Origin of the sequence: Arthrobacter sp. 9MFCol3.1 (assembly GCF_000620385.1) — a bacterium.
Taxonomy (GTDB): Bacteria; Actinomycetota; Actinomycetes; order Actinomycetales; family Micrococcaceae; genus Arthrobacter.
Map to the genome: position 1 here is coordinate 368,609 of NZ_JIBJ01000005.1, position 26,119 is coordinate 394,727.

At 67.8% G+C, this 26,119-nt stretch carries 27 protein-coding genes; 19 read left to right on the forward strand and 8 right to left on the reverse strand.

The features are described 5' to 3' along the window. Positions 1-46 precede the first annotated feature (46 nt). Positions 47-370, forward strand: coding sequence for a hypothetical protein (locus C560_RS0106980; RefSeq protein WP_018773766.1), 324 nt, complete (start codon positions 47-49; stop codon positions 368-370). Here C560_RS0106980 and corA read toward each other — a convergent pair. Next, entirely contained in the window at positions 367-1,362 is a 996-nt protein-coding gene (gene corA / locus C560_RS0106985; RefSeq protein ID WP_026537640.1) for a magnesium/cobalt transporter CorA, read from the reverse strand. The two genes, C560_RS0106980 and corA, sit on opposite strands and share 4 nt — an antisense overlap. Before the next feature lie 7 nt (positions 1,363-1,369). Continuing rightward, positions 1,370-1,909, reverse strand: coding sequence for an Lrp/AsnC family transcriptional regulator (locus tag C560_RS0106990; protein ID WP_026537641.1), 540 nt, complete (start codon positions 1,907-1,909; stop codon positions 1,370-1,372). Positions 1,910-2,086: 177 nt separating this feature from the next. Here C560_RS0106990 and C560_RS0106995 point away from each other — a divergent pair, with 177 nt between their 5' ends. Beyond that, entirely contained in the window at positions 2,087-3,325 is a 1,239-nt protein-coding gene (locus tag C560_RS0106995; protein WP_026537642.1) for an MFS transporter, read from the forward strand. 68 nt (positions 3,326-3,393) lie between these two features. On the opposite strand, the gene C560_RS0107000 is transcribed toward C560_RS0106995, so the two are convergent. Beyond that, positions 3,394-3,891 (reverse strand): Lrp/AsnC family transcriptional regulator, encoded by a 498-nt coding sequence (locus C560_RS0107000; RefSeq protein ID WP_018773770.1) that lies wholly within the window; start codon positions 3,889-3,891, stop codon positions 3,394-3,396. A 133-nt stretch (positions 3,892-4,024) separates the two neighbouring features. Between C560_RS0107000 and C560_RS0107005 the strand changes: the two genes are divergently transcribed. Beyond that, positions 4,025-5,188 (forward strand): trans-sulfuration enzyme family protein, encoded by a 1,164-nt coding sequence (locus C560_RS0107005; protein WP_026537643.1) that lies wholly within the window; start codon positions 4,025-4,027, stop codon positions 5,186-5,188. A 16-nt stretch (positions 5,189-5,204) separates the two neighbouring features. Here C560_RS0107005 and C560_RS0107010 read toward each other — a convergent pair whose 3' ends face one another. Then, a complete protein-coding gene (locus C560_RS0107010) occupies positions 5,205-6,539 on the reverse strand; it encodes an MFS transporter (RefSeq protein WP_026537644.1) in 1,335 nt (444 codons plus the stop codon). 92 nt (positions 6,540-6,631) lie between these two features. Between C560_RS0107010 and C560_RS0107015 the strand changes: the two genes are divergently transcribed. Continuing rightward, positions 6,632-7,654 (forward strand): LysR family transcriptional regulator, encoded by a 1,023-nt coding sequence (locus C560_RS0107015; protein ID WP_026537645.1) that lies wholly within the window; start codon positions 6,632-6,634, stop codon positions 7,652-7,654. 109 nt (positions 7,655-7,763) lie between these two features. Here C560_RS0107015 and C560_RS0107020 read toward each other — a convergent pair whose 3' ends face one another. After that, positions 7,764-8,828, reverse strand: a complete 1,065-nt coding sequence (locus C560_RS0107020; protein ID WP_026537646.1) for a nitronate monooxygenase — start codon at positions 8,826-8,828, stop codon at positions 7,764-7,766. Positions 8,829-8,879: 51 nt separating this feature from the next. Here C560_RS0107020 and C560_RS0107025 point away from each other — a divergent pair, with 51 nt between their 5' ends. The 9 genes from C560_RS0107025 to C560_RS0107065 all read left to right on the forward strand — a co-directional run bounded on the left by C560_RS0107025 (position 8,880) and on the right by C560_RS0107065 (position 17,918). Then, on the forward strand, positions 8,880-9,818 hold the full coding sequence (locus C560_RS0107025) for a BadF/BadG/BcrA/BcrD ATPase family protein (RefSeq protein ID WP_043422687.1): 939 nt from the start codon (positions 8,880-8,882) through the stop codon (positions 9,816-9,818). A 34-nt stretch (positions 9,819-9,852) separates the two neighbouring features. Next, complete coding sequence (locus C560_RS0107030; protein WP_026537648.1) at positions 9,853-10,308, forward strand: NUDIX hydrolase; 456 nt, start codon at positions 9,853-9,855, stop codon at positions 10,306-10,308. A gap of 379 nt (positions 10,309-10,687) precedes the next feature. Continuing rightward, positions 10,688-11,866, forward strand: coding sequence for a ribosome small subunit-dependent GTPase A (rsgA, locus tag C560_RS21380; RefSeq protein ID WP_155855749.1), 1,179 nt, complete (start codon positions 10,688-10,690; stop codon positions 11,864-11,866). 226 nt (positions 11,867-12,092) lie between these two features. After that, entirely contained in the window at positions 12,093-13,196 is a 1,104-nt protein-coding gene (locus C560_RS0107040) for an ABC transporter ATP-binding protein (protein WP_018773778.1), read from the forward strand. Then, positions 13,196-13,936, forward strand: coding sequence for an ABC transporter permease (locus tag C560_RS0107045; protein WP_018773779.1), 741 nt, complete (start codon positions 13,196-13,198; stop codon positions 13,934-13,936). Before C560_RS0107040 ends, C560_RS0107045 begins: the two co-directional genes overlap by 1 nt. Beyond that, the gene (locus C560_RS0107050; protein ID WP_018773780.1) at positions 13,933-14,679 is read left to right on the forward strand and encodes an ABC transporter permease; all 747 of its coding nucleotides are present in this window, start codon (positions 13,933-13,935) and stop codon (positions 14,677-14,679) included. Before C560_RS0107045 ends, C560_RS0107050 begins: the two co-directional genes overlap by 4 nt. Further along, positions 14,676-15,641 carry an ABC transporter substrate-binding protein gene (locus tag C560_RS0107055; RefSeq protein ID WP_018773781.1) on the forward strand — a complete coding sequence of 322 codons (966 nt, stop codon included), beginning with the start codon at positions 14,676-14,678 and terminating at the stop codon, positions 15,639-15,641. Before C560_RS0107050 ends, C560_RS0107055 begins: the two co-directional genes overlap by 4 nt. A 131-nt stretch (positions 15,642-15,772) precedes the next feature. After that, positions 15,773-16,993 carry a pyridoxal phosphate-dependent aminotransferase gene (locus tag C560_RS0107060; RefSeq protein WP_018773782.1) on the forward strand — a complete coding sequence of 407 codons (1,221 nt, stop codon included), beginning with the start codon at positions 15,773-15,775 and terminating at the stop codon, positions 16,991-16,993. A 70-nt stretch (positions 16,994-17,063) separates the two neighbouring features. Next, positions 17,064-17,918 (forward strand): polyphosphate kinase 2 family protein, encoded by an 855-nt coding sequence (locus C560_RS0107065; RefSeq protein WP_026537649.1) that lies wholly within the window; start codon positions 17,064-17,066, stop codon positions 17,916-17,918. Between the two features lie 24 nt (positions 17,919-17,942). Here C560_RS0107065 and C560_RS0107070 read toward each other — a convergent pair whose 3' ends face one another. Together C560_RS0107070 and xseA are read right to left on the reverse strand one after the other, a co-directional pair. After that, entirely contained in the window at positions 17,943-18,173 is a 231-nt protein-coding gene (locus C560_RS0107070) for an exodeoxyribonuclease VII small subunit (RefSeq protein WP_018773784.1), read from the reverse strand. A 97-nt stretch (positions 18,174-18,270) separates the two neighbouring features. Then, the gene (gene xseA / locus C560_RS0107075) at positions 18,271-19,557 is read right to left on the reverse strand and encodes an exodeoxyribonuclease VII large subunit (RefSeq protein WP_026537650.1); all 1,287 of its coding nucleotides are present in this window, start codon (positions 19,555-19,557) and stop codon (positions 18,271-18,273) included. 257 nt (positions 19,558-19,814) lie between these two features. On the opposite strand from xseA, the gene C560_RS0107080 reads away from it, so the two are divergent. Next, positions 19,815-20,675 carry a hypothetical protein gene (locus C560_RS0107080; protein ID WP_026537651.1) on the forward strand — a complete coding sequence of 287 codons (861 nt, stop codon included), beginning with the start codon at positions 19,815-19,817 and terminating at the stop codon, positions 20,673-20,675. A gap of 9 nt (positions 20,676-20,684) precedes the next feature. Next, on the forward strand, positions 20,685-21,773 hold the full coding sequence (locus tag C560_RS0107085) for a 4-hydroxy-3-methylbut-2-enyl diphosphate reductase (protein ID WP_018773787.1): 1,089 nt from the start codon (positions 20,685-20,687) through the stop codon (positions 21,771-21,773). Between the two features lie 94 nt (positions 21,774-21,867). On the opposite strand, the gene C560_RS0107090 is transcribed toward C560_RS0107085, so the two are convergent. Further along, positions 21,868-23,106 carry a DNA recombination protein RmuC gene (locus C560_RS0107090; protein WP_026537652.1) on the reverse strand — a complete coding sequence of 413 codons (1,239 nt, stop codon included), beginning with the start codon at positions 23,104-23,106 and terminating at the stop codon, positions 21,868-21,870. A gap of 199 nt (positions 23,107-23,305) precedes the next feature. Here C560_RS0107090 and ychF point away from each other — a divergent pair, with 199 nt between their 5' ends. The 4 genes from ychF (at position 23,306) to C560_RS0107115 (ending at position 25,806) form a co-directional block, all read left to right on the forward strand. Then, the gene (gene ychF / locus C560_RS0107095) at positions 23,306-24,391 is read left to right on the forward strand and encodes a redox-regulated ATPase YchF (protein ID WP_026537653.1); all 1,086 of its coding nucleotides are present in this window, start codon (positions 23,306-23,308) and stop codon (positions 24,389-24,391) included. Between the two features lie 242 nt (positions 24,392-24,633). Next, a complete protein-coding gene (locus tag C560_RS0107105; protein ID WP_026537654.1) occupies positions 24,634-24,825 on the forward strand; it encodes a hypothetical protein in 192 nt (63 codons plus the stop codon). 117 nt (positions 24,826-24,942) lie between these two features. Next, the gene (locus C560_RS0107110) at positions 24,943-25,158 is read left to right on the forward strand and encodes a hypothetical protein (RefSeq protein ID WP_043422690.1); all 216 of its coding nucleotides are present in this window, start codon (positions 24,943-24,945) and stop codon (positions 25,156-25,158) included. Positions 25,159-25,362: 204 nt separating this feature from the next. Beyond that, entirely contained in the window at positions 25,363-25,806 is a 444-nt protein-coding gene (locus C560_RS0107115; RefSeq protein ID WP_155855750.1) for a hypothetical protein, read from the forward strand. Positions 25,807-26,119 lie beyond the last annotated feature (313 nt).

A 26,119-nucleotide genomic window follows, 5' to 3' on the forward strand; every position in this document is an offset into this window, starting at 1 on the left:
ATCGGTCTCAGCGGCGTGATGATCCGGTCCGCGGGATAATAAGAACATGACCAATCAGCAGCAGGACCGCGACCCCTGGGAAGAGTTCGATAAACTCCAGCCCGCCGGTCCGGACCGGGTTGCCGGGTACCCCGGTGGGGAACCGCAGGGCTTCGGCTTCCGCACGGGCGTCCGCAGTGCCCGGGTAGCCCTCGGATTTGCCGTCTACTCCCTGGCGCTGGGGAGCATTCTGGTCCTCACCGGGGCCATCGTTTTCATCAGCAGCGGGAAGTGGCTGCTGCTCGGGCTGATGGTGCTGATCGAGGTGGTCTTCGTCCTGGCGTTCCGCCGGCTCATGGTCCAGGTCCGGAACCGCCGCGCCGCTGGCTAGAGCCAGCCCTTCTTCTTGAATATGGCGTACATCAGCGCCGCCGTGCCGGCCATGAGCGCGATTGCCATCGGGTAGCCAAGGGTCCAGTGCAGCTCCGGCATATGGTCGAAGTTCATGCCATACAGTCCGGCCACAAATGTCGGCGCGAAGAAGATCGCCGCCCAGGACGAGATCTTCTTGACCTGCTCGTTTTGTTCCGCGCTGGCCTCGTTCTGGCGGTTGGCGGTCAGGGTTCCGTCCAGGGTGAGCGCATTCTGCAACAGGTCACGGAACGAATCGGCGCGGGAAATCAGCCGCTCCACGTGGTCCTCGACGTCGCGCAGGCTGTGCTGCAGTTCCGTGTCCACCCGGTACTTCTCGAAGCCCCGCCGGAGCTGTTGCATCATGGCCGGGAGCGGGTGGATGGCGCGCTGGAAATGGATGACTTCCCGGGCGAGTTCGTAGATCCGCCTGGACACCAGGGGGTCGCCGCTGAAGAGCTGGTCCTCGATCTCGTCGATGTCGTTTTCCAGCCCGGCCACCACGGGACCGTAGTCATCCACCACCTGGTCCATGAGTGCGTACAGGACGGCCTCGGGCCCGTGGCGGAGCAGATCGGGCCGGCCCTCCATCCGGCGCCGGACCTTGCCCACGACTTTCGTCTCGGCGTGCCTGACGGTGACCACGAAGTTGCGCCCCGTGAAGACGTGGAGTTCGCCGAATTCCACGGTCTCGGTCTCGTCCAGGTACCGGGCGGGCCGGAGCACAGTGAACAGGTTGTCGTCGTAGCGTTCGAGTTTGGGGCGCTGATGGGCAGAGATCGCGTCCTCCACCGCCAGCCCGTGCAGGTTGAATTCGGCCGCCACGGCCGCCATTTCCGCAGAGGTCGGCCGGTACAGGCCGATCCAGGCCATACCCCCGTGCTCGGTCAGGGTCTCGAAAGTCTGCTCGAGGTTCCGCGGCTCGGCGCTGCGGATGCCGTCAACGTAGACGGCGTTGTCGATGATAGTCACCGGGACATTATCCTTTGTTCACCTGGAATTCGGCGGAGCCGGCCCGTCGCGACGCGGACCGGCCGGGCGTCAGTGCGCTGCCTTGCGCGAGCCGGCTGATCAGCGGCTCCGTTCGGTAGGGGATATGGGTGTGCAGCGCCAGGACGGTCTCGGTGCGGATGACTCCCTTGACCCGAAGGATCGACCGGAGGGCCGCCTGGAGATTGTGCGTATCCGTCGCCACCACCCGGCACCAGACGTCGCCGCGCCCCGAGATCTCATGGACTTCCAGGACCTGGGCGATCAGCCGCAGGGCCCCTACGACGCCGTCGAGCTCCCGGTGGTTGACCTCGATCGTCACGAACGCGACGACGTCGTACCCCACCGCCTCCAGATCGATTTCACGGCCGCCGTCGTGCAGGACGCCCGAGCGCAGCATGCGCCGCACGCGCGACTGGGCGGTGTTCCGGGCGATGCCCAAGGCGTCACTGAGCTCGCCGATCTGGATCCGCGGATCCCGGATCAGCTCCAGCAGGATCTTCAGGTCGGTGGGGTCCAGACTGTTCAAATCATCACTCCGGTTCACTTCAACAGCCCGAGAATGACTGTTTTGCTCAATTTTGACACAGATTTTGGCCATGCAGATCACTGGTATTGCATTCTGTACATACCAATCTTTCAACCGGGCCGGGCGGTTCCCCCACAACAGGGAAAGCCCGGCCCTGCACTTTGCAAGGGCACGGCCATGACTGTCTTCAGCGAACTCCGCATGCGCCCGGCCACAGCTGACCGCTGGGGCTGGGACGCCTCCACCACCGCACGACTCGTGATGGCCGGGGTCGTGATCTTCACGCTGCTCGTCGGCGCCAATCTGGCGACGCCGCTGTACCCGCTGCTGCAGGCAAAACTCGGAATTACGGCGCTCGATGTCACGGTGGCGTTCTCGGCCTACGTCCTGGCGCTGGTGGCCACCCTCGTCCTGGCCGGCCACTGGTCCGACCATATCGGCCGCCGCGCCGCCCTCGTGCTGGCAGTCCTGGTGGGCCTGGCCGGCGGCTTTGTCTTCGCCACCGCGGGCAGCCTCGTGGCGCTCTCCGCCGGGCGCGCCCTGCAGGGCGTCGCCGTGGCGCTCGCCACCGGGGCCAGCTCGGCTGCCCTGCGCGAGCTGCTGCCCAGCCGGCCGGAGTGGGCCTCGCGGTTCACGCTCCTGGCCTCGGCCGGCGGCGTGGCGGCCGGTCCCGCAATCGGCGGAATGCTGTCCCTCCTGCCGGGCCCGACGTCGACGCCGTACTACCTGCACTCCATCGTCCTCGCCGCCGTGCTGGTGCCCCTCTACCTGCTCAAGGCGCGGCCCGCCATCAGCCTGCACGCCGGTCCCCAGACCCTGCGGGTCCTGGCGCCGCGGCGGCCCTCGGTCTCCAGCGACGCGCGCGGCGCCTTCTGGCTGGCCTCCTCCGTGGGCTTCCTGAGCTTCACCGTCTTTGGCTTCTGCCTCTCGCTCGCCCCCGGCTATTTCGCCCAGATTGTCCACGCCGATTCGCGGCCGCTGATCGGCCTGCTGGCGGGCCTGACGCTGGGGTCCTCAGCCCTGAGCCAGCTGCTGGCCATCCGCGGACGGTTTGCCGTGTCCGCCGGACTGGCCGTCCTGGGCGTCTCCGTCCTGCTGATCGCCGCGGCCGCCGCCTGGAGCAGCCCCTGGCTGCTGATTCTGGCCAGCATCACAGCCGGCGTGGGGCAGGGCGTGGCCTTCCGGACCGTGTTCAACGACGTTGCCGGCAGGGTGGAAGCCGCCCGGCACGCCCAGATCATCAGCACCGTCTATGTCATCACGTACCTTGGCAGCGCCTTCCCGGTGATCGGGTTGGGGCTCGCGGCGGGGATCGTCGGGCTGCAGAGCGCCGTCGCCGGCTTCGTCACGGTGTGCGCCGCCGCCGCGCTGACGCTGGCGGCCGTTACGCTGCGGAGCGCCCTGCGCCGGGTCTAAGGGCCCCGGCGGGTCCGGTGCGGAGCCGGGTCTAACTGCACTGCGTCTAGCTGCACCGGCGGGGCCCGCTAGGGCAGCGGACCGTGGTTGCCCTGGATGTGGTCGAAGACCAGCGTGGTTTCGGTGTGGCCCACCACGGGGTCGGTGGCCAGGTTGTCCAGAACCCAGTCCCGGAGGTCCTCAGTGGTGGCGACGGCGATGTGCAGCAGGTAGTCCACTGACCCGGATGTGTGGAAGGTCGAGAGCACTGCCGGCAGTTTGGGCACCCGGGCAGTGAAGCGGTCGATCTGCTCCCGGTCATGGGCGCGGAGCCGGACCGCAATGAGGGCCTGGACCGAACGCCCGATCGCGGACAGGCTCAGGTTGGCCTCGAAGCCTTCGATGATGCCGCGCTCGGACAGGGCGCGGGTGCGCATCAGCGCGGTCGACGGCGCGATCCCCACGAGCTCTGCCAGCTGTTTGTTCGAGATGCGGGCGTCCGCGACGAGGGCAGCGAGCAGGCGCTCGTCGATCGCGTCCAGCGGCTCGCTGGCCCCCGGCCGAACATTCTTCGCAGTGCTGCTCACGGATCCTCCTAGTAGTGTTCTCCGTTCATCATAAACGGCGTTATCCGACAGTTCCATTCAGAACCCCTACAAAAGCGCGAATTATTGCCAGATACTTGCGGAATTCAATGGTGAATATTCGTAAGGAGCTAGGGTGCTTTCTCAAGATTCATTGGCGGTCCACGCAGGCCGGAGCGGGCTCACGGAACTGGGCGTCCACGCGGTGCCTATCGATCTGTCCACGACGGCGCCCCTGCCGTCCGTGCACGACGGAGGCCTTGCCTACGAGCACATGGCCACCGGCGGCTCACATGTGGAGGGGCAAAGCACGGTCTATCAGCGGCTGTGGAACCCCACGGTGGCACGCTTCGAAGAGGGCGTCGCCGTCCTGGAAGGCGCGCCCGAGTCTGTCGCCTTTGCCACCGGCATGGCGGCGCTGAGCGCCGTGCTCCTGGCGGTTGTGGCCGCGGGCAAGAAGCACGTCGTCGCCGTCCGTCCGCTCTACGGAGGCAGCGACTACCTTTTGGCCTCCGGCGTCCTGGGCAACGAGGTCACCTTCACGACGCCGGAGGGCGTCGGCGCCGCCCTGCGCCCGGACACCGGCCTGGTGATCCTGGAGACGCCGGCCAACCCGACCCTCGAGCTGGTGGACATCACCCGCGTGGCCGCCGCCGCCGACGGCGTGCCGCTCCTGGTGGACAACACCTTCGCCAGCCCGGTGCTGCAGCAACCCTTCAAGCACGGCGCGGCCATGGTGCTGCACAGTGCCACGAAGTTCCTGGGCGGCCACGGGGACGCCATGGGCGGCGTGGTGGCCGCCGGCTCTGAATGGGCGGTGCGCCTGCGCCAGATCCGGGCCGTGACCGGCGGCATCCTGACCCCGTGGCCGGCCTACCTGCTGCACCGCGGCCTGGCAACGCTCCCGGTCCGGGTCCGCGCCCAGCAGGCCAGCGCCGAAAAAGTCGCGGTGGCCCTGGCAGGGCACGGGCTCGTGAGGCGGGTCTACTATCCGGGACTGGCCGAATGCGACCCGCAGGGCCTCGTGGGCACGCAGATGTCCGGGCCGGGATCGCTCATGGCCTTCGAGCTCGCCAGCGCCGAGCACGCCGAGCGGATCCCGGCCGCCGTCGGCATGATCACCCACGCCGTCTCCCTCGGCGGCATCGACACGCTCATCCAGCACCCGGCCGGCCTGACCCACCGGCCGGTCGAGGCCACGGCCAAGCCGCACGCGAACCTGCTGCGGATCTCGGTGGGGCTGGAGGACCCGGCCGATATCGTCGCCGACCTCGTACAGGCGATCGAGGCAACGCGGTAGCCCGCGGGCCCGATGCCTAGCCCGCTGCTGTGGCCCGGCCGCCGGCGGCTGTTGTTGCCGGCGCGGGCGCGGGCGCCGGAGCGGGATGCGCGACGGCGGTGATTGCCGCCGTCGCGCCGGCCAGTCCGATGACCGTCAGGGCAAGGGCCGTCCAGCCGAGCCGCTGGAAGATGAGGCCGCCGGCCCAGCCAAGCACGCTGGAGCCGAGGTAGTACGCCAGGTTGTACAGCGAGGCGGCCTGCGCCCGGCCCGTCGTGGCGATCAGCCCGGTCCAGCCGGAGCCGATGCTGTGCGCCGCGAAGAATCCGCCGGTGAACAGCAGTAATCCCACCAGGATCGCGGCCAGCTGTTCCGCGAGCGTCAGGGCCAGGCCGCCTGCCATCAGTGCGGTGCCGGCGATCAGGACGGTGCGCCGGCCGAACCGCGACGTCAGCCCCGCTGCCCAGCGCGCCGAGACGGTTCCGGAGAGGTAGGCCAGGAAGATCAGGCTGATCGCGGTGGCGGGCAGGCTGAACGGTGCCCCGGAGAGCCGGAATCCGAGGTAGTTGTAGACGGCCACGAAACCGCCCATGAGCAGGAACGCCTGGACGTACAGGGCCAGCAGCCGGGGATTGCGGCCATGGCCGGCCAGCGTGCGCAGGGCCCCGCGGAAGCCGCCCGCGGCCGCGGCGCTGAAGCCCTGGGCGCGCGGCACGAGAACGAGGAACAGGACTGCCGCTCCGGTGGCCAGAACGGAGACGGCCAGGGCCGCGGCCCGCCAGCCCCACAGTTCGCCCGCAGGCCCGGCCACCAGCCGGCCGGCCAGGCCGCCCAGGGTGGTCCCGGCGACATAACTCCCGGCGGCAAGGGCGGCATGGGCCTTGTTGACCTCCTCGTTGAGGTACGCGATCGCGATCGCCGGGATGCCGCCGAGGGCCATCCCCTCCAGCATCCGCAGGCACAGCAGCACGGGGAAGCTGGGGGCCAGAGGGACCAGCAGGCCCAGGACGGTGGCCGCGGAGATGCCCCACATCATTGCCCGGACCCGGCCGATCCGGTCGGCCAGGAAGGACCACGGGAGCACCGTCAGGGCCAGCCCCACCGTCGCCAGGGAAATCGTCAGCGCGGCCTCGGCGGCCGAGACGCGAAGATCCGCCGCCAGGAGCGGGAGCACCGCCTGGGTGGAGTAGAGCTGGGCGAAGGTTGCGACGCCGGCAAAGGCAAGCCCGGCGAGGATCCGGCGGTAGGCTGTGGAGCCCTTCGGATGGCCCGCCCACGCGGCAGCGTCAGCTGCAGGATCAGCTGCGGGCCGGGCTGCGGGCTGGGTTGAGGGGCGTGGGCCGGTGCCGGAGGGTGCGGAAAAACGTGGCATGCTTTCAGGCTAAAGCCTGCACGAGGGATGCTTCTAATGCATGATTTCCATAGGATAGATAGCAAATATGGATCAGTGCAGGGGAGCGGAACATGGACGTCGAACACAGGCAGCTGGTGCAGCTGCTGCCCCTGCTGCCGCTGCTGGCGGAACTGGGGCGGACGGAGCACATTACCGAGACGGCCGAGCTCCTGGGCCTGCCGCAGTCGACCGTGAGCCGTGCCATTGCCCGTGCCAGCGCCATTGTGGGGACGGAGCTGCTGATCCGGGACGGCCGGGGTGTGCGGTTGACGCCCGCGGCGAGGGCGCTCATGCCCCACATCGAGGCCGCCCTGGCCGAATTCCAGACGGGGCTGGACAGTGTCAGGCACGAATCGGAAGTGGTCCGCGGCCGGATCGCCGTGTCGTTCCAGCACACCTTCGGTGAGGCAATGCTGCCGCTGCTCATCAGTGCGTTCCGGAGCCGGCACCCGCAGACTGCCTTTGACCTTAGCCAGGGCGCACGGGACGGCTGCCTCGCGGAACTGGCCGCGGGCTCCGCCGACGTGGCGCTCACGGCACCCGTTGCCACGCCCAGCAAGAGGATCGGTTCGGCCGCGCTGTATCGGGAACCGCTGCGCCTGGTGGTCCACCACCGTCATGCCCTGGCCGGCCGCCGTCGTGCCCGGGTCGCCGAGATCCGGCAGGAACCGTTCGTGGCGATGGGGCCCGGCTACGGCATGCGCTCGCTGACCGACGCGTTGTTCCGGGAGGCGGGGTTCCGCCCGCGCATCGCCTTCGAGAGCCAGGACTCGCACACGGTCCGCGGCCTCGTCTCGGCCGGTCTCGGGGTCAGCATCCTGCCGCCCGGCGGCTCCGCACCCGGCAGGGCCGCACAGGACAGCCACAACCCCTCGCGGGGCATGGAAGCCAATGACGGCGGTCCCGGCTGGGTGGAGATTCCCCTGGAATCGGACCTGGCGTTCCGCGAGATCGGCCTCGCCTGGCGGGAGCCGGTTTCGCGAAATGCCAAGGCCGATGCCGAGCCCGATCCCGTGCGGTTGTTCCGCGAACTCGTGCTCCGTGACGGTCCGGCGCTCCTCGCAGGCTTCGTGCGCGAACGCTCGGCAGGCTGAGCCGGGCCGGCGGGTGCACCGGTGCGCTGAGGTCGCCGGTTGGCCCCGAAGTCGCCGTAAGGTGACGGCGGTTTGGCACGTTTCCGGCGACTTCGGGGTACGGGCGGGGTCAGCGGGCGGCGAGCAGCCCGTGCACGACGCCGGCCACTGGTCCGGCCTGTGCCTTCTGCCAGCCCGTGCCCGCCCACAGGTTCAGGCGTTCCGCGTCGCCGGCAGCGGCGGCCGCGGCCCGGAGGGGTGCCGTGAGGTGATGGACGGCAGGGTAGGCCCCCGGCGCCCCGGGGTGGTCGCGGACGAATTCGTTCTCCAGGGCCCGCGCCTGCCGGCCGGTGAAGGCGCGTGTCAGCCGGGTCCGGGTGAAATGCGGATCCGCCAGGGCATCCTTGTGCAGCTGCTTCGCGCCGCTTTGGTCCGTGCGGAGGAACGCGGTGCCGAGCTGGGCTGCAACGGCCCCGGCGCGCAGCACGGCGTCCAGCCCGGCCGCATCCATGATGCCGCCCGCAGCCACCAGCGGGAGGCCGACGGCGGACCGCACCTCGGCGAGCAGCTCCGCCGTCGTGCCGCCCGGCAGTGCCAGCTGTGACCCGCCCGGCGGCGCCAGATGCGCCTCCGGGGCCGGAAGGAACGCCGCGCTGTGTCCGCCGGCGCTCGTGTGCTGCACCACCAGGGCGTCCACGCCCTGCCCGGCTGCCTGCACGGCCTCGTCGGCGGTGGTGACAGTGGCAAGCACCGCCGATCCCGCCCGCTGCAGGGCCCGGACGACATCGGGGCCGGGCAGGCCGAAGGCGAAACTGACCAGCTCCACGGGGTCCGACAGCAGGGCATCGATCTTTCCCTGCCATTCGTCGTCGTCATCGAGCCGCAACTGCGGGAGCTCCGCGCCGTAGCGCCGGGCGTCGGCGCGCAGCTGCAGCCGGTAGTCCTCGAGCTCCGCCAGCACCGCCGCGGACGGCGGCAGCTGGGCCGGGTCCGGGACGAACACGTTCATGCCGAACCGGGCGCCGGACTCCCGGACGGTGCGGATTTCCGCCTGCATGGCGGCCACGCTCTTGTAGCCGGCCGCCAGGAAGCCCAGACCGCCGGCGCGGTGCACGGCCTCGACAAAGGCCGGTGTAGAGGTGCCTCCGGCCATGGGCGCCGCGATGACGGGTGTGCCGAAAAGATCGTGGGGCATTGCGGGCTCCTTGCAGCGATTCAGTAACCTGTTCCAGTGACTAACACTGACATGCCGCCGGCGGCGGACTCCGTTCCATCTTCCACCACGCCATCTGCCACGGCGGGGACGGGTGCCGTGATCGGCCTGGACATTGGCGGCACCAAAACCCGGGGCGTCCGGTTCGAGGACGGCGCGCCCGTGGCCGATGAATCGGTAGGCAGCTCCAATGTCCAGAACGTCAGCCCCGAGGAAGCCGCGGTCAACCTGGCGGAACTCTTCGCCAGGATCGGCGGGGGAGGCGTCGCCCAGGTCTACGCAGGAGCCGGCGGCATCGACACCGACGACGACGCCGCGGCGCTCGCGGCACTGATTGCCCCGCACGTGCCCGGCGCCCGGATCACGGTGGTCCACGACTCCCGTCTGCTGCTCGCCGCCGGAGGTGCCAGCACCGGCGTCGCCGTCATCGCCGGCACCGGTTCGGCCGCGTGGGGGAAGAACGGCCGCGGCGAGGAAGCCCGGGCCGGGGGCTGGGGCTACCTGCTCGGCGACGAGGGCAGCGGCTACTGGCTGGGCAGGGAGGCCGTCCGCCACAGCCTGCGCCGGATGAACCAGGGGCTGGAACCGGACGAGCTCTCCACGGCCCTGCTGGCATCCTGCGGGGTGGATGACCCGAACAAGCTGATCGCCATGTTCCATTCGCCCGAGACCGGGCGCCGGTTCTGGGCCCAGCAGGCCCGGCTCGTGGTGGAGGCCGCAGACGCCGGCCATGCGCCGAGCCTCGCCCTGATGGACCAGGCCGGGCGCGACCTCGCCGACCTCGCCGCGCAGACCGTCCGGCAGCTCGGCATCGAGGGCCCCGTCATCCTGGGCGGCGGACTCGGCATGAACGTGCCGCGGCTGCAGGAATCGTTCCGCGGGGCCCTGGCCGCCGCGGGGATCACCGATGTCCGGGTCCTGGCGCAGGAGCCGGTCTTCGGCGTGCTGCAGCTGGTGGCGGAACAGGACTAGCCGGCGGCAATCCGCAGGCCACTACGCTGGAGGGATGAGCATGCAATTCGATACCCGGCCCGCCGCCTACGCCGTCATCATCCGCGACGCCGGGATCCTCCTGGCGTACTGGAAGCAGGACGGACGCGAGGGCTGGACGCTGCCCGGCGGCGGCCTGGACCTGGCCGAACACCCGGTGGACGGGTGCCGCCGCGAGATCCACGAGGAAACCGGCTACGACGCCGACGTCGGCGCCATGCTGGGGATCGACGTCGGGCACTGGCCATCCGAAGTCCGGCTCGACGGCGGCGAGCGGGACTTCCAGTCGCTCCGGCTGGTCTACGAGGCGACGATCACGGGCGGGGAACTGCGCCACGAGGTGAACGGCAGCACCACCCACGCGGCCTGGATTCCGCTGGATGAGGTGGCGGAGCTGAACCGCGTCTCGCTCGTGGATGCCGGGTTGCGCCTGTACCGCGAGAGGCCGCTGAACGGAAAACTTTCCGGCTAAATCACTAGCCAGGCACCGGCACGATGGCTATTCTGTAGAAACCGCCGGCCGGAGCAGGCTGGCAATCGACGGGGAGGTGGAAGCAATGAATGCGATATTTCTGAGCGCGCAGCGCACCGATGCAAGCCATGTCATTACTCCTGCCCCGTCCCACGCCGCAGCCTAGCCATCAAACGCTGGTCGCTGGGCGGCATACAAGCCGCCGCCGCGCGCACGCGCCGCACCACGGGGCCCCACCAAAGGGTTTTCGTTGACCATTCATCCTGCATCCCCGGGCGCCGGCAGCGCCACCTTCACCAATACATCCGTACCTCCGTCATCTGCAATTAATTCATCCGTATTCATTTCGCCGGTATTCACTTCACCGGCATTCAATTCATTGGGACCCTCCGATGAGGCGTTCCCGGACGGTCCTGTCCACTACGGCTACACAGCCGGCGTCGCCAAGCGGTTCGCGGCCCAGCCGGTGCCGGGAGGCGACCGCCCGGGCCGCGTCATCCGGGTGGACCGCAACCTCGTCCTGGTGGCCGACGGCGGCGGAACAAACCACCTGCCCTACCCGCGCGGCGGGGAGCTTCCCGCCACCGGGGACTGGGTCTGGCTGGGCCCGAACGCGGCGGGGGAGCCCGCGATCGTGGGCATTCTGCCCCGCCACTCGGAGCTGAGCCGCAAGCGTGCCTTCGAGGCCTCGTCCGAGGCACAGGTCCTTGGAGCCAACATGGACGTCGTCGGGATCGTCGTTCCGGTGGATCGTCCGCTCACGCACAACCGGCTCGAACGGACCCTGGTCGCGGCGTGGGACTCCGGTGCCACGCCGCTCGTGATCATCACGAAGGCGGACATCGCGGACCTCGCTGGCGACGTCGTGGGGACGGTCGTGCGCCAGGCAGCCGGCGTGGACGTCGTCACCACCTCTGCCGAGAACGGCGATGGCCTGGACGAAGTGCTGGGCCATCTGCCGCCCGGCGGCACGCTGGTGCTGCTGGGGCCCTCGGGCGCCGGAAAATCCACGCTCATCAATGCCCTCGCCGGCGTCCCGGCCCAGGAGACGGGGGCAGTGCGCGCGGGCGACGGCAAAGGCAGGCACACCACCACGTCCCGCGCGCTCGTTCCCCTGCCCGGCGGCGCCGTCCTGATGGACACGCCGGGGGTGCGCGGCTTCGGGGTTTTCGACGCCGAGGGAGGAATGGAGGAGATGTTCGGCGACCTCGAAGAGCTCTTCGAGCACTGCCGCTTCTCGGACTGCGCGCACGGCCGGGAGCCCGGCTGTGCCGTGCAGGCCGCGCTTGCCGACGGCACCCTGGAGGACCGCCGGTGGGCCAGCTACCTGAAGCTGCAGCGCGAACTCGCCGCACTGGCCCGCCGCCACGACGCGGCCGCACGGCGCGCCTACCAGCGCGAATGGCACCAGAAGATCGCCGTGGCGGGCAAGAGCCAGCGGTCGGCCGAACGGGACAACCACGAGAACGGGCAGGGCCACGGCAGTGGCAAGAACAGCGGGAAGGGCCGCCACGGCGGAAACAGCAGTGGCGCGAAGGGTGGGCGGCGGCCGCGCTGAAGCACACCGCCCGGTGACACATTGGCCCCGGTGGCGCGCCGGAAGGAATTCCGGCGCGCCACCCATCCAAAATCGTTGTGCTTCCGAAGCCTTACGGGAGCCCCGTGCCGCTGACATAGTCTGGGGTGCTGGTTAGTCTATGAGCTAACTGCTTTATGGCCAGCACGCTGACTAACAGTGCGCTGCCCCGACCAATGTTGCCGCCAACAGTTAGGTAAGCCCGGAAATGGCCGAAGCCATGATCGAGTTCCAGAACGTCACTAAGCAGTACCAAGGCGGTCAGGCCGCCGTTGACGGGCTGACCATGTCCATCGATAAGGGCGCCATCACTGTCTTCGTCGGACCCTCCGGCTGCGGTAAGACCACGTCCCTGCGGATGATCAACCGCATGGTGGAGCCCACGTCCGGTGTCATCACCGTCGACGGGGCCGATGTCACTTCAATCCCTGCCGCGCAGCTGCGGCGGTCCATGGGCTACGTCATGCAGTCCTCGGGGTTGATGCCGCACCGCTCCGTGCTGGACAACATTGCCACCGTTCCCCGGCTCAACGGGGTGTCCAAAGCCGAGGCCCGCAAGCGCGCCCAGGAACTGCTCGACGTCGTCGGGCTGGCCTCCTCCCTCGGCAAACGGTATCCGTCCCAGCTCTCCGGCGGACAGCAGCAGCGCGTCGGCGTGGCCCGGGCGCTCGCGGCCGATCCTCCGGTGCTGCTCATGGACGAGCCCTTCAGCGCCGTGGACCCGGTGGTCCGCGATGAACTCCAGAAGGAGCTGCTCCGGCTCCAGCATGACCTGGCCAAGACGATCGTCTTCGTCACTCACGACATCGACGAGGCCACCGTCCTGGGGGACAAAGTGGCCGTGTTCGCCGTCGGCGGCAAGCTGGCGCAGTACGCCGCCCCGGCGGAGATCCTGCGGGCCCCGGCGAACGAGTTCGTGGCCTCCTTCGTGGGCCGCGACCGCGGGTTCCGGCACCTTGCGTTCAGCCCCTCGGACGGTGTCACCATCCACCCCGTCCCCACCCTCACACCCGATCAGCTCCGGGCAGAGGGCAGCTCCGATGAATGGCAGCTGGTGGTCGACGACGCGCTCCGGCCCCTGGGCTGGGCAGGGCCCCGCACCGGCACCGGAGCCGGTCCGGCGATGGTTCCTGGAGGATCCCTGTTCCGCAAGGGCGACACGCTCCGCCGGGCCCTGGACGCAGCCCTGTCCTCACCCTCGGGCCTCGGCGTCGCCGTGGACGACGACGGCCGGGTGGCCGGCGTCATCGCAGCCGCCGAAGTCCTCGCCGTCATCGAGTCGGACCGCAGCGTCCGGCACGGAGGGCTCTGATGGAATGGTTCCTGGCCAACAGGGCGGAAGTCTTCAACCTCGCCGGCCAGCACCTCATCCTGGCCATCCTGCCGATGGTGTTCGGGGTCCTCATCGCCGTTCCGCTGGCCCAGCTCGCCCGGCAGAGCCGCGGGCTCCGGTCCGTGGTGCTCACCGGGTCCTCGCTGCTGTACACGATCCCCTCGCTGGCGCTTTTCATCATCCTGCCGACCATCCTCGGAACCCGGATCCTGGATCCGGTCAACGTGGTGGTGGCCCTGACCATCTACGCCGTCGCCCTGCTGGTGCGCGCCACGCTGGATGCCTTTGACTCGGTGGATGAAGACCTCCGGCAGGCCGCCGTCGCCATGGGGTTCAAACCTTTCGCCCGCTTCATGCAGATCGACCTGCCGCTGTCCTTGCCGGTGCTGTTCGCCGGGCTGCGCGTGGTCTCGGTCAGCAATATCTCGCTGGTCAGCGTCGCGGCCCTGCTCGGCATCGGCAACCTCGGAATGCTCTTCACCTCCGGCCTCCAGCGTGACTTCGTCACCGAAGTGGTGGTGGGCATCATCGCCATCCTTATCCTGGCGCTGCTGATGGACGCCGTCCTGGTGCTGCTTGAACGCCTGCTGACACCCTGGACCCGGGCCGCGGCGGCCACGGGTGCCGGCGCCGGTTCAGATGCGGGACCGGACAAGACTGGCCGTGCCGCCGCGGCGCTGCGGTTTTCGCGTCCCAAGACCGGAGGGGGAAACGCGTGAATAACGTCGTCACGGACACCTTCGCTTGGCTCAGCGATCCGGAGAACTGGTCCGGCAGTGCCGGAATCCCGGTGCGGCTGGCCGAACACCTGTTCTACACGGGCCTGGTGATGGTGATCGCCATCGCCATCGCCGTCCCCATCGGCCTGTTCGTCGGGCACACGGGCCGCGGGCGGGTTGCGATCGTGTCCGTCGCGGGCGCGCTGCGCGCCCTGCCCACCCTCGGCTTGCTCACCTTGTTCGTCCTGCTCGCCGGCATCGGGCTGATGCCGCCGATCTGGGCACTCGTGATCCTGACCGTGCCGCCGCTGCTCGCCGGCACGTACGCCGGAATCTCCAGCGTCGACCGCAACGTGGTGGATGCCGCCCGCGCCATGGGCATGACCGAATGGCAGGTCCTGTTCCGGGCGGAATTCCCGAACGCGCTGCCGGTGATGTACGGCGGGTTCCGGACCGGGGTGCTCCAGGTGATCGCCACCGTTTCCGTGGTCGCCTACATCAACCTGGGCGGCCTGGGCCGTTACCTGTTCGACGGGCTCGTGCTCTCCGACTTCCCGCAGATGCTGGGCGGCTCGCTGCTGATCGCCGCCCTTGCCATCAGCGTCGACCTCGTCCTTGCCCTCATCCAGAGGCTGTTCCTGTCACGGGGCGCCTCGTCCAAGCCGAACCGCAGCCAGCAGGCTGCGGTTGATCTCACAGACCCCGTAATCGCGGAGACTGTTGTTCAAGGAGGTACGTCATGAAGGAATCCCGCCAACGAGGCCTTGGCCGGCGCGCATTCGGCGGCCTGGCCGTCGGCGTCGGCCTGGCCATGGCCCTGTCCGCCTGCGGAGGCTCATCAAACCCGCTGAGCTCGGCCCCGGCCAGCAGCGGTGCCGCCTCCGGTTCCGGCAGCGCCCTGGTGATCGGCTCGGCTGATTTCCCCGAGAGCCAGATCCTGGCCGAGGTCTACGCCGGCGCCCTGAACGCCGCCGGCGTCACCGCCAGCACCAAGCCGAACATCGGCTCGCGCGAGGTCTACATCAAGGCAGTCCAGGACGGCTCGGTGGACGTCGTTCCCGACTACAGCGGCAACCTGCTGCTGTATGTAAACAAGGACGCCACCGAGGTCTCTGCCGAGGACATCGCGAAGGCACTCCCGACCAAGCTCCCACAGGGCCTGGCCGTGCTCGAGGCCTCCAAGGCCGAGGACAAGGACGCCATGGTGGTCACCAAGGCCACGGCCGAGAAGTACCAGCTGAAGTCCATCGAAGACATGGCAAAGGTCTGCAGCGATCTCGTCATCGGCGCCCCGGCGACCTTCGCCGAGCGCGCATACGGCCTGCCGGGCCTGGCGAAGAACTACAACTGCGTGCCCAAGAAACTCGAGCCGTTCAGCGACGGCGGCGGCGCCGTCACGCTCAAGGCGCTGCTCTCGGATCAGGTCCAGGTCGCGGACATCTACACCACCACCCCGTCCATCCCGGACAACGACCTCGTGGTGCTGGAGGACCCGAAGAACAACTTCATCGCCCAGCAGGTGCTGCCGCTGTACAACTCGGCCAAGATGACGGACAAGGCAAAGGAAACGCTTAACGCCGTGTCCAAGGTCCTCACCACGGAAGACCTCATCAACCTCAACCGTGCCGTGAGCGGCAGCCAGAAACAGAACCCGAAAGATGCCGCCGAGGCGTGGCTGAAGGAAAAGGGCCTCGCCCAGCAGTAGACCACTGGCGACCCTGCGACGCCGGTGCCCGGGCTCACAGCCTGGGTGCCGGCGTCGTTGTTGTTAACGCGGCGTCCGCGTGTGAGTCATGTCTCAGCAGAAGTACATCCTCCATATGGCATATTTGATGAATGGCAGAATTCAAGCAGTCCACCAAGCTTCATAATGTCCTTTACGACATCCGTGGACCGATCCTTCAGGCCGCCCAGCAGATGGAGGCGGAGGGTCATCGCATCCTCAAACTGAACATCGGAAACCCGGCTCCGTTCGGGTTTGAAGCGCCGGACGCGATCCTGGTGGACATGATCCGCCATCTGCCGCATGCCCAGGGCTACAGCGACTCGCGCGGCATTTTTTCGGCCCGCACCGCCGTCTCGCAGTACTACCAGACCCGCGGGATCCAGAACATCCACGTGGATGACATCTACCTCGGCAACGGCGTCAGCGAACTGATCACCATGTCGCTCATGGCCCTGCTCGACGACGGCGATGAGGTCCTCATCCCCACTCCGGACTACCCGCTGTGGACTGCCTCGGTTGCCCTGGCCGGCGGGAAGCCCGTGCACTACCTCTGCGACGAGGAAACCGGCTGGCAGCCCGACCTCGAGGACATGGAAGCGAAGATCACGCCGCGCACCAAGGGCATCGTGGTCATCAACCCGAACAACCCGACGGGTGCGGTGTACCCGAAGGCGACGCTGAAAAAGATCGTCGCCCTGGCGGAGAAGCACGGCCTGGTGCTCTTCGCCGACGAAATCTACGAGAAGATCCTTTACGAAGACGCGGTACACGTAAACCTCGCCTCGCTCACGGGGGACGATGTCCTGTGCCTGACCTTCAGCGGGCTCTCCAAGGCCTACCGGGTCTGCGGCTTCCGGGCCGGCTGGATGGCCATTTCCGGGCCGAAAAAGGACGCCGCGGACTATCTCGAGGGCATCAACCTGCTGGCCAACATGCGCCTCTGCGCCAATGTTCCGGCCCAGCATGCCATCCAGACCGCCCTCGGCGGCTACCAGAGCATCAACGACCTGATCCTGCCCGGAGGACGCCTCCTGGAGCAGCGGAACAAGGCCTACGACATGCTCAACGCCATCCCGGGCGTCAGCACGCAACAGGCCCGCGGGGCCATGTATCTGTTCCCGAAGCTGGACCCCGAGGTCTATCACATCCGCGACGACGAGAAGTTTGTCCTGGACCTGCTGCGCGAGCAGAAGATTCTCCTGTCACACGGAAGGGCGTTCAACTGGGTCCGTCCGGACCACTTCAGGATGGTGACGCTGCCCAACGTCAAGGACCTCGAAGAAGCAATCAACCGCATGGCGGACTTCCTGAGCCGGTATAAGGGGAACTAGGCTTCGGTCAGCAGCGCAACGGGGCTCCTGCTCCGTCTACTGCGGCTGCGCCAACCGGAAAGAGGCATTGATGGCAGGCTCCGCGACATTCGATGACCGCCCCTGGAAACTCCTGAAGGTCGGGAAGGGCTTTAGCCTGGAGTCGTTGGACCCGGACTCGACGCCGGGCTACGACGGCGACAAGGCCGACGGCGAGCAGCTGCTCGCCGAACTTGACGGCAAGCTCACGCAACTGCAGGAGCAGCTGTTCGCCGAGTCCAGGACCGGCGGCAGGAAACGCGTGCTGCTGGTCCTGCAGGCCATGGACACCGCGGGCAAGGGCGGCATAGTCAACCACGTGATGGGCCAGATGAATCCGCAGGGCGTGCAGCTGAAGTCGTTCAAGGCGCCCACGCCCGAGGAGCAGTCCTACGACTTCCTCTGGCGGATCGAAAAGGAAGTGCCGGCGGCCGGCATGGTGGGGGTCTTCGACCGTTCCCACTATGAGGACGTCCTGATCCACCGCGTCCACCGCTGGGCGGACGCCGAGGAACTGGAGCGCCGCTACCGGGCCATCAACGAGTTTGAGGCCCGGCAGGCAGCTGCCGGAGCGAAGATCGTCAAGGTCATGCTGCATATCAGCCGCGACGAGCAGAAAGACCGGCTCCTGGCCCGGCTGGATGACCCCGCGAAACAGTGGAAGTACAGCAGTGGAGACCTGAAGGAACGGGCTTTCTGGCCCGACTACATGGACGCGTACCAGAAGGCCTTTGAGAAGACCAACACGGAGTCGGCGCCGTGGCATGTCGTGCCGGCCAATAAGAAGTGGTACGCCCGCATCGCGGTGCAGCAGCTCCTCCTGGAGGCCCTCGACGACCTGAATCTCCAGTGGCCGGTTCCGGACCTGGACCTGGACCTGGAACGCGAGCTGGTGCGGCGGTCCTGACCGGCGGTCCTGGAAGGCGGGCGCCTAGTTCTTGTCCGCAGCCTGGTCCCGGGCGGCGGCGAGCCGTTTGCGGGCGCCTTCCAGCCATTGTTCGCAGCGCTTGGCGAGGGCCTCGCCGCGCTCCCACAGCGCGAGGGATTCCTCCAGGCTGGCGCCGCCTGCCTCCAGCTTGCCCACGACGGCGACCAGCTGCTCGCGGGCGTCCTCGTAGCTGAGGGCCTCGATGTCGGCGTTCGGGTTGGGTTCTGCTGCCATGTGGGTGCTCCTTGGTTGTCGCGGTCTCTGCCGCGGTGCTGCTGTTCGGTGGCGCCGGTCGGTGGCGCTGACGTGTGGCCGTGTTCGAACGCGGAGGTTATTCCTCGGCCGGTTCCTGGCCGCCGGTGGATTGGGCGGTGAACCGGCCGCCGGCCACCCGAACCGTGAGGTCCGTGCCGGCGGGCGCCTGCGAGGGGTGCCGCACCACATCCCGGTGCGTCGCGGGGCCGGTTCCGGCGCCGGCGAGCTGGACCACCGCGTAGCCGCGATCCAGCGTCTTTTGCGGCGAGAGTGCACGCACCTGCGCCTTGAGGTGGACCAGTTGGTCCGCTGCCCGCACGACGGCGGCGCTGATCGCCGAATGCGAGCGGACCTTTAGCCGTTCGACGTCCTCGTGGCGCTGGCTGATCATGACGTCGGGGGAGAGCAGCACGGGGCGGGAACGCAGGGACGCCAGCCGGTCGCCCTCGCGTTCCACGAGCCGGGTGACCCCGCGGCGGAGCTGATCCCGTGCCTGCCGGACCCTGACAAGCTCCTCGGCGACGTCGGGAACAATCCTCTTCGCGGCGTCGGTGGGCGTTGATGCCCTGAGGTCGGCTACGTCATCGAGGATGGGCCGGTCCGCTTCGTGCCCGATCGCGCTCACCACGGGGGTGGACGCGTCCGCGACCGCCCGGATGAGCTCCTCGCTGCTGAACGGCAACAGGTCCTCCAGGGCGCCTCCGCCGCGGGCGATGACGATGACGTCGACCACCGGGTGGGCATCGAGCTCCCGCAACGCCGCGATCATCTGGGCCACGGCGGTGTTCCCCTGGACCGCCACTTCGCGGATCTCGAATTCGACGGCCGGCCAGCGCAGGGCGGCATTGCGCAGCACATCCTTCTTGGCGTCAGAGTCGCGGCCGGTGATCAGGCCGATCCGGTGCGGGAGTAAGGGGAGCCGCTTCTTGCGGGAATCGGCAAAGAGGCCTTCGGCAGCGAGGGCCTGGCGCAGCCGCTCGATCCTGGCCAGGAGATCGCCGAGGCCCACGGGCCGGATGTCCTTCACGGACATGTTCAGCCGGCCCGTCTTGAGCCAAAATTCGGCCTTGATCAGGGCCACAACCCGGGAGCCGCGTTCCAGCGGGGCGGCCTGGCGGTCCAGCACTGTGGTCCAGACCGATGCCGGCAGCGAGATTTCGGCGTCGATGTCCCGGAGCGTCAGGTAGGCGTTGCTGCCACGCCGGTTGAGCTCGATCACCTGCCCCTCAACCCATGCCGAGGGCGCGCGGTCGATATGCATTTTGAGCTTCTGGGACAGCAACTGCAGCGGCCAGGGATTGTCCGGACTGGTTTGGGCCGCGGTGGCCGGTAGCGTGGTGGCCGCCGCCGCGTCCTCAGGCATGCGTGGGCTCCATGGCCGGGAATGCCTGGTGGAGTGCCTTGTGCATATGCGTGCGTGTCCTTTGCTGCGTGCCGTTTACGGCAAGTCCTTTACCACCGGGACGGCCGGCGGCCCGGTCCCGGGCGGGTGGGCCGGCCGGCAGCCGGAAGTTGTCACGTTCAACTCTATCCATAGCTCTACCACCGGGGCCCGACTTTATGGCCGCGCCCGGCACCGCCCTAGGATGGGAGGGATGCCATCAACCTTCTAGGAATCCCTTGCGCACTTTTGTCTCTGCCGTCGCCGTCCTTGTCGGGCTCCTGATGACAGCCGTCGCCGTTCCAGCCATGTGGGTGGACCAGAACATCGTCCAGGAAGACGGCTTCGTTGCCTTGACCGCACCGCTGGGCAAGGATCCGGCGTTCCAGCAGCGGCTGGCCGCGGCCGCCGTCGACGGCCTGGCCGCCAGTGCCGGCATTCCCGAAGCCTTCACGGAGCTGGCGCGGCCGGTCCTGGACAGCGCGGCGCGCTCGCTGACGGGACTGCCCGGCTACCCCGAGGCCTGGGCTGAAACCCTGCGCAAGAGCCACCGCCTCACGTTCGCGGACCCCAGCACGCTGCCGCCGGAGGTGGACGGCACCTCCTCGCTCACCCTTGATGTCGCCCCGCTGGCCGGGCTGGTGGCCAAACAGGTCACTGAAGCGACCACCCTTCCGCTGGAGGCGCCTGGCCAGGTGCTGGTCCATATCGGGCAGTCTGACCAGCGCCAGATGATCGAACGCGTCACCGTCTATGCCCCGATGGGCTACGCCGTTGCGGTCGGCGCGGCCATCGCGTTCATGCTGGCGTTCGTTGCGGCCCGACGCCGGTGGACCGTGCTGGTCGGAATGGGCGTTGGAGCGCTGGTGCTCGCGGGGGTGTGGAAGCTGGCCAGCGATGCCGCCGGCGCCGCCGTCGCCGGGACCTCGAGCGGCAACGATGTGGCGGAACTGTTCAAGAACGAGTTCGTCGCGGCGTGCTCTGCCAGTTTCGGCCAGTGGATCGTCGCTGCGGCAGTTGCGGGAGCAGTGCTGCTGGGCACGGGAGTGGCTGTCCGGGCAGCCGGTGGCCGCAATCGGGGCAGGATCGAACACCGGTAGCATGGGAGCATGACCACCACCGCTGTTTCCGTTCCGATGCCCTCCGTTCCGCGCCGGCGGCGTTCACCGGAAGACGTCCTGGCGGCGGCCCCGGTCGCCGGTCCCAAGAAGGTTCTCCTGGCAGCCCCGCGCGGCTACTGCGCCGGCGTGGACCGTGCGGTCATCGCGGTGGAAAAAGCCCTGGAACACTACGGCCCGCCGGTCTATGTGCGCAAGCAGATCGTGCACAACGTCCACGTGGTCAGCTCCCTCGAGGAGAAGGGCGCCATCTTCGTCGATGAAACCGACGAGGTCCCGGAAGGCGCCCTCGTGATCTTTTCCGCGCACGGAGTCTCGCCCGCCGTCGTCCAGTCCGCCGAGGACCGCGGCCTGCGCACCATTGACGCGACCTGCCCGCTGGTCACCAAGGTGCACCGCGAAGCCGTCCGGTTCGCCAAGGATGACTTCGACATCCTGCTGATCGGCCACGACGGCCATGAGGAAGTCGAAGGCACCGCTGGCGAGGCTCCCGAGCACATCCAGATCATCAACGGCCCGCACGAGGTCGACAAGGTCACGGTCCGCGACCCGGAAAAGGTCATCTGGCTCTCACAGACCACCCTCAGCGTGGACGAGACCATGGAGACGGTGCGCCTGCTCAAGGAGCGGTTCCCCACCCTGCAGGACCCGCCCAGCGACGACATCTGCTACGCCACCACCAACCGCCAGGTGGCCATCAAGAAGATCTCGCCCCAGGCGGACCTGGTGATCGTGGTGGGCTCCGCCAACTCCTCAAACTCCGTCCGCCTCGTGGAGGTGGCACTGGAATACGGCGCCAAGGCCTCCTACCGCGTCGACTTCGCCAACGAGGTTGACGAGACGTGGTTCGAGGGCGTCGCCACGGTGGGCGTGACGTCGGGGGCCTCTGTCCCGGAAGTCCTCGTCAAGGACGTGCTGCGGCTCCTCGCCGACTACGGCTACGGATCGGTCGAGGAAGTCGTCACGGCCGAGGAAGACCTCCTGTTCTCCCTGCCGAAGGAGCTCCGGGCCACCCTGAAGCAGGCCGGCGACGTCACCCGCGCCCTCGGCGGCCGCGGCACCCGCCCTGAACAGTCCTAGGTACTGAACAGTCCTAGACGCTGGACAGTCCCAGGTACTGGACAGTCCTGGGCCCCGGACAGTCCTAGGCCTGAGACCTAAGCGCGCAGTACGCCTAGGCCGCGGACTCTTCTGACTCGTCACGGGGCTGAAGTTCCGGGGCCGCGACTGCCCGCGGCGTGACTTCGACGGCCGGGGGAGTGGCCAGTCCGGCGGCTTCCAGGGCGTTCAGCTTCCTCGCGGTGGGCAGGACCCGGGCCTCAAGGGTCCCGACCATGGAGTTGTACCGCTCCACCGAGGTCTTCAGCGAGGATCCCAGCTTGGTGACGTTTTCGCCGAGTGTGCCCATCCGGTCGTAGAGCTGCCGGGCGAGCTCAAAGAGTTCCCGGGCACTGTCCGTCAACACGTCCTGCCGCCACGTGAACGCCACCGACTTCAGCACGGCCAGCAAGGTCCCGGGGGAGGCCAGGACCACGTTCTTGGCCAGTGCGTAGTCCAGCAGGGCCGGGTCGGCCGTGAGGGCGGCGGCCAGGATCGACTCCGCCGGCAGGAAGCAGACCACCAGCTCCGGAGAGTTGCCGGGGATGTCCCAGTACTTCTTGCTGCCCAGCGCGTCCACGTGGGCCTTCAGGGCCTTGGCGTGGGCGGCGAGGTGCGCCTGCTGGCTGCCGGGCAGCTGCGAGGACTGCTGGCCGGCCTGGGCGGCGCCGAGGTCCTGGGCGGCGAGATACGACGCCAGCGGGACCTTTGCGTCGACTACCAGCTGCTTGTCGCCGGGCAGCTGCACCACGAGGTCGGGCCGGAGGGTGCCGTCCGTGCCGGAGCTGTGGGCCTGCCCGCTGTGGACCTGTTCGTGGAAGTCCACGTGCCGCAGCATGCCTGCCGCCTCGACCACCCGGCGCAGCTGGACCTCGCCCCACTGGCCGCGGGCGCTGTTGGAGCGCAGGGCAGACTCCAGCGCATGCGTGGACCGCAGCAGCTGCTCATCGGACAGGCGGGCCTCCTGCAGCTGCTGGGCCAGCTGGCCGTACTGCTCCAGCCGGTCGCGTTCAAGCAGGGCTACCTGCTGCTGCACGGCGGTGAGCTTTGCCGCCACGGGCGCCAGCGCACGGAGCACACTGCCGTCGTGGTTCCGGGACTCGCCGAGCTCGCGGTTCTGGGCCGCGAGCAGGCGCCTCTCGGCGTCGGCGGCGGCGAACTGGGCGCTGACGTCGGAGAGCCGGGCGGACACGGCGTCGAAGTCCTGTTCGACGGCCACGTAGCGCCGGCGCAGCAGGACATAGACGACGGCGGCGCCCGTTATGGCGCCCGTGAGCAGCATGAGCAGGGCGAGAATCAGTGAAAATGCTTCCATGCCTTCACTGTGGCATGCCCCTGTGACAGTTTTGGCTCCGACGCCCGGAACACCCGGGACTCACCCGCTACAACACACCCGGGGACACCCCGGGAACAACCCCCACCGCCCCGCACACCCGCCGGCACCATGCCGCCGCACGGGCGCACGCGCCGGCCGCCGCAACGGCCGGCGGCCGGTGCGGGTAGAATATATGCTCGTGGCTCTTACTATTGGCATCGTCGGACTGCCCAACGTCGGCAAATCAACCCTTTTCAACGCACTGACCCGAAACCAGGTCCTCGCGGCGAACTATCCGTTCGCCACGATCGAGCCCAACATCGGCGTCGTGAACCTGCCGGATGCCCGGCTTGAAAAGCTGGCCGGCATCTTCGGCTCCGCGCGCCTGCTGCCCGCCGCCGTGTCCTTCGTGGACATCGCCGGCATCGTCAAGGGCGCCTCCGAGGGCGAGGGCCTCGGCAACCAGTTCCTCGCCAACATCCGCGAGGCCGAGGCCATCGCGCAGGTTGTCCGCGTGTTCGATGACCCGGACGTCATCCACGTCGACGGCAAGGTCGATCCCAGCTCCGACATGGAGACGATCAACACCGAGCTGATCCTGGCCGATCTGCAGACCATCGAAAAGGCCATCCCGCGGATCGAAAAAGAAGTCAAGATCAAGAAGCGGGAGGCCGCCGAGCTGGCAGCCATCCTGGCGGCGCAGGCAGTACTGGAACGCGGCGACACCATCTTCTCGTCCATCAAGAGCGACAAGCTCGAGATGGAGCACCTCAAGGAACTCGGCCTGCTCACGGCCAAGCCTTTCATCTATGTCTTCAACTCCGACGAAGGAATCCTCGGCAGCCAGGAGAAACAGGCGGAACTGCGGGCCCTCGTGGCCCCGGCCGACGCCATCTTCCTGGACGCCAAGCTCGAGTCCGACCTGGTGGAGCTCGACGAGGCAGAAGCGCGCGAGATGCTGGAAATGAACGGCCAGGATGAATCCGGGCTGGACCAGCTGGCCCGCGTCGGCTTCCACACCCTCGGACTGCAGACCTACCTGACGGCCGGCCCCAAGGAAACCCGCGCGTGGACCATCCGCCAGGGCGACACTGCCCCGCAGGCTGCCGGCGTGATCCACTCCGACTTCCAGCGCGGCTTCATCAAGGCCGAGGTCGTCTCCTTCGATGACCTGATCGAGGCCGGTTCCATGGCCGAGGCGAAGGCCCGCGGCAAGGTCCGGATCGAAGGCAAGGAATACATCATGGCCGACGGCGACGTCGTGGAGTTCCGCTTCAACGTCTAGTTCCCCTGCTCATCCTGCTTAGACGCCGCCCGGTACTTTCGAGTGCCGGGCGGCTTTTTTTGGATGACTTGGCCAACTTGACTTGGAACGCCTAAGTTGACGGCGTCGAAGACGTTCCTGGCCGCGGGGATGAGGAGCATGCACGTTATATGCCAGCCCATACCGTTGGTCCGTGGCCTCAAGTTATCCACACACGGAAGGATTCTGGCCCGCGCAGCATGTTGCCCGCTCAGAATCGTCGCATGGGAATTAGATACTACGCATACGCGTTTGACAGCGATCAGACCGGGAAAGCACTTGCTGACCCACTCACGGTGATCGGTTCCGATCCGCTCGCGGACGCGTACGGTCTCGAACCTGGATTCAGGCAGGGCGTCACAGACTTCCGGCAATCCCTGCCGGAGCGGGACCTCCTCTACCTCGACAAGGCGTGACCGTACCTGCAGCGGCTCACTGCTCCGCGCTCTTCCGGTGCTGCAGCCAGAGCGGCCTACCGAATGTTTGAAGGGCAGGTGACATATGCCGACGATGGTTTTACATGGCGCCCGTGGGTGCGCGCACTCCCGCCTCACGACGTCGCGTTGATCGCCCGGGACCTTGAGACGATCAACGACCACGACATCAAAGCCGGCCTGAGCGGGACCTACTCGCTTGGCCAGGTGCTGGAGTCCGAGGTGGCCTATGCCACCGCGTTCCTTCATAAAGCCAGAGGCTTTGTCCACGCGGCGGCCTCAGGCGGGCGGGGATTCGCCTACATGATCGGTTGACGACGGCTCAGCAGCAACGTGCCCACGTTGGATGTTATCGTGACGGTTTTCGGCTCACGGAAGCAAACACTAAGACGTTGCTCGGCGACGGAACCGTGCTGGAGTTCCACTGCAACTAGTAAAAAGTTGGGGAAAATGACGTTCTTCCGAGATGGAAATCGCTCCCGAGGCGTGGGCTGCTCGAATTGCGCTAGCCTGAGCGGCATGGACCGCATGGAAATGTCTGACGCTGCGACGCTCATGACCCTGCTGCATGATGCGAAGCGGCCGTCGTCGATCAGGGCGCTGCTGTCGGGGTGGGACATGCTGCAGGCCGACGTTCCTTCACGGGATCGGGTAGAGACGGCAATAGCGATCCTGGTCGGTTCCAGCCTTGCTGAGGTCGACTCATCCTGGGGGATGCGGCTCACGGAGCAGGGCGTGCAGCTCAGGCGGTCCGTGAAAGGTGCTCGGGGGATGCGGGAGATCCCGGGGGCAATCAGCGATCTGCTGGTAGGACGCCAGTTGAGCCGTGCAACGCTGAGTTTGCCGCACGAGGTCTTTGATGCTGCCCGCGAGGACTATCTGGACGCGGCCCGCCTCAGGGCTGAGCGCCGATCGCGACATCGCTGGTGGTGGCCCGACCCATTTAGGCGCCCCGTCCAGTGAAGCCGTCATTCTCGACATCCCGTTCTGAGACGAACGAATGGCCACCCGTGACGTTGTTCGACTGCGGAATGTGGTCGAATTCCGTTTCAACGTTTGACGTCCGCCGCCCGGCAGCGCGGTCATTCTGCCAAGTAATTAAGGATTAACTGGAGGAGCCCCGATTCTCGGATCGGGGCTTTTCCTGTATACGGCCCTCTTATCTTTTTGTTACGCCGCCGTCAACGTTTTGTGGGAAAGCTCGCCCCGCGGAACCCGTCCAATGTTGCAGCTCCATAACGAACTTTACGGTGAGTCAACTTTGGTGGCTCCGAAC

Excerpts from the sequence above, each read along its gene's own strand:
- C560_RS0107070 (WP_018773784.1), bottom strand. The coding sequence starts at position 18,173 with ATGGCAGCAGAACCCAACCCGAACGCCGACATCGAGGCCCTCAGCTAC.
- C560_RS0107030 (WP_026537648.1), top strand. The coding sequence starts at position 9,853 with ATGAGCATGCAATTCGATACCCGGCCCGCCGCCTACGCCGTCATCATC.
- xseA (WP_026537650.1), bottom strand. The coding sequence starts at position 19,557 with ATGCCTGAGGACGCGGCGGCGGCCACCACGCTACCGGCCACCGCGGCC.
- C560_RS0106995 (WP_026537642.1), top strand. The coding sequence starts at position 2,087 with ATGACTGTCTTCAGCGAACTCCGCATGCGCCCGGCCACAGCTGACCGC.
- C560_RS0107055 (WP_018773781.1), top strand. The coding sequence starts at position 14,676 with ATGAAGGAATCCCGCCAACGAGGCCTTGGCCGGCGCGCATTCGGCGGC.
- C560_RS0107085 (WP_018773787.1), top strand. The coding sequence starts at position 20,685 with ATGACCACCACCGCTGTTTCCGTTCCGATGCCCTCCGTTCCGCGCCGG.
- C560_RS0107090 (WP_026537652.1), bottom strand. The coding sequence starts at position 23,106 with ATGGAAGCATTTTCACTGATTCTCGCCCTGCTCATGCTGCTCACGGGC.
- C560_RS0106980 (WP_018773766.1), top strand. The coding sequence starts at position 47 with ATGACCAATCAGCAGCAGGACCGCGACCCCTGGGAAGAGTTCGATAAA.
- C560_RS0107045 (WP_018773779.1), top strand. The coding sequence starts at position 13,196 with ATGGAATGGTTCCTGGCCAACAGGGCGGAAGTCTTCAACCTCGCCGGC.
- C560_RS0107065 (WP_026537649.1), top strand. The coding sequence starts at position 17,064 with ATGGCAGGCTCCGCGACATTCGATGACCGCCCCTGGAAACTCCTGAAG.
- C560_RS0107115 (WP_155855750.1), top strand. The coding sequence starts at position 25,363 with ATGGACCGCATGGAAATGTCTGACGCTGCGACGCTCATGACCCTGCTG.
- C560_RS0107060 (WP_018773782.1), top strand. The coding sequence starts at position 15,773 with ATGGCAGAATTCAAGCAGTCCACCAAGCTTCATAATGTCCTTTACGAC.
- C560_RS0107015 (WP_026537645.1), top strand. The coding sequence starts at position 6,632 with ATGGACGTCGAACACAGGCAGCTGGTGCAGCTGCTGCCCCTGCTGCCG.
- C560_RS0107020 (WP_026537646.1), bottom strand. The coding sequence starts at position 8,828 with ATGCCCCACGATCTTTTCGGCACACCCGTCATCGCGGCGCCCATGGCC.
- C560_RS0107025 (WP_043422687.1), top strand. The coding sequence starts at position 8,880 with ATGCCGCCGGCGGCGGACTCCGTTCCATCTTCCACCACGCCATCTGCC.
- C560_RS0107040 (WP_018773778.1), top strand. The coding sequence starts at position 12,093 with ATGGCCGAAGCCATGATCGAGTTCCAGAACGTCACTAAGCAGTACCAA.
- C560_RS0107010 (WP_026537644.1), bottom strand. The coding sequence starts at position 6,539 with ATGCCACGTTTTTCCGCACCCTCCGGCACCGGCCCACGCCCCTCAACC.
- C560_RS0107105 (WP_026537654.1), top strand. The coding sequence starts at position 24,634 with ATGGGAATTAGATACTACGCATACGCGTTTGACAGCGATCAGACCGGG.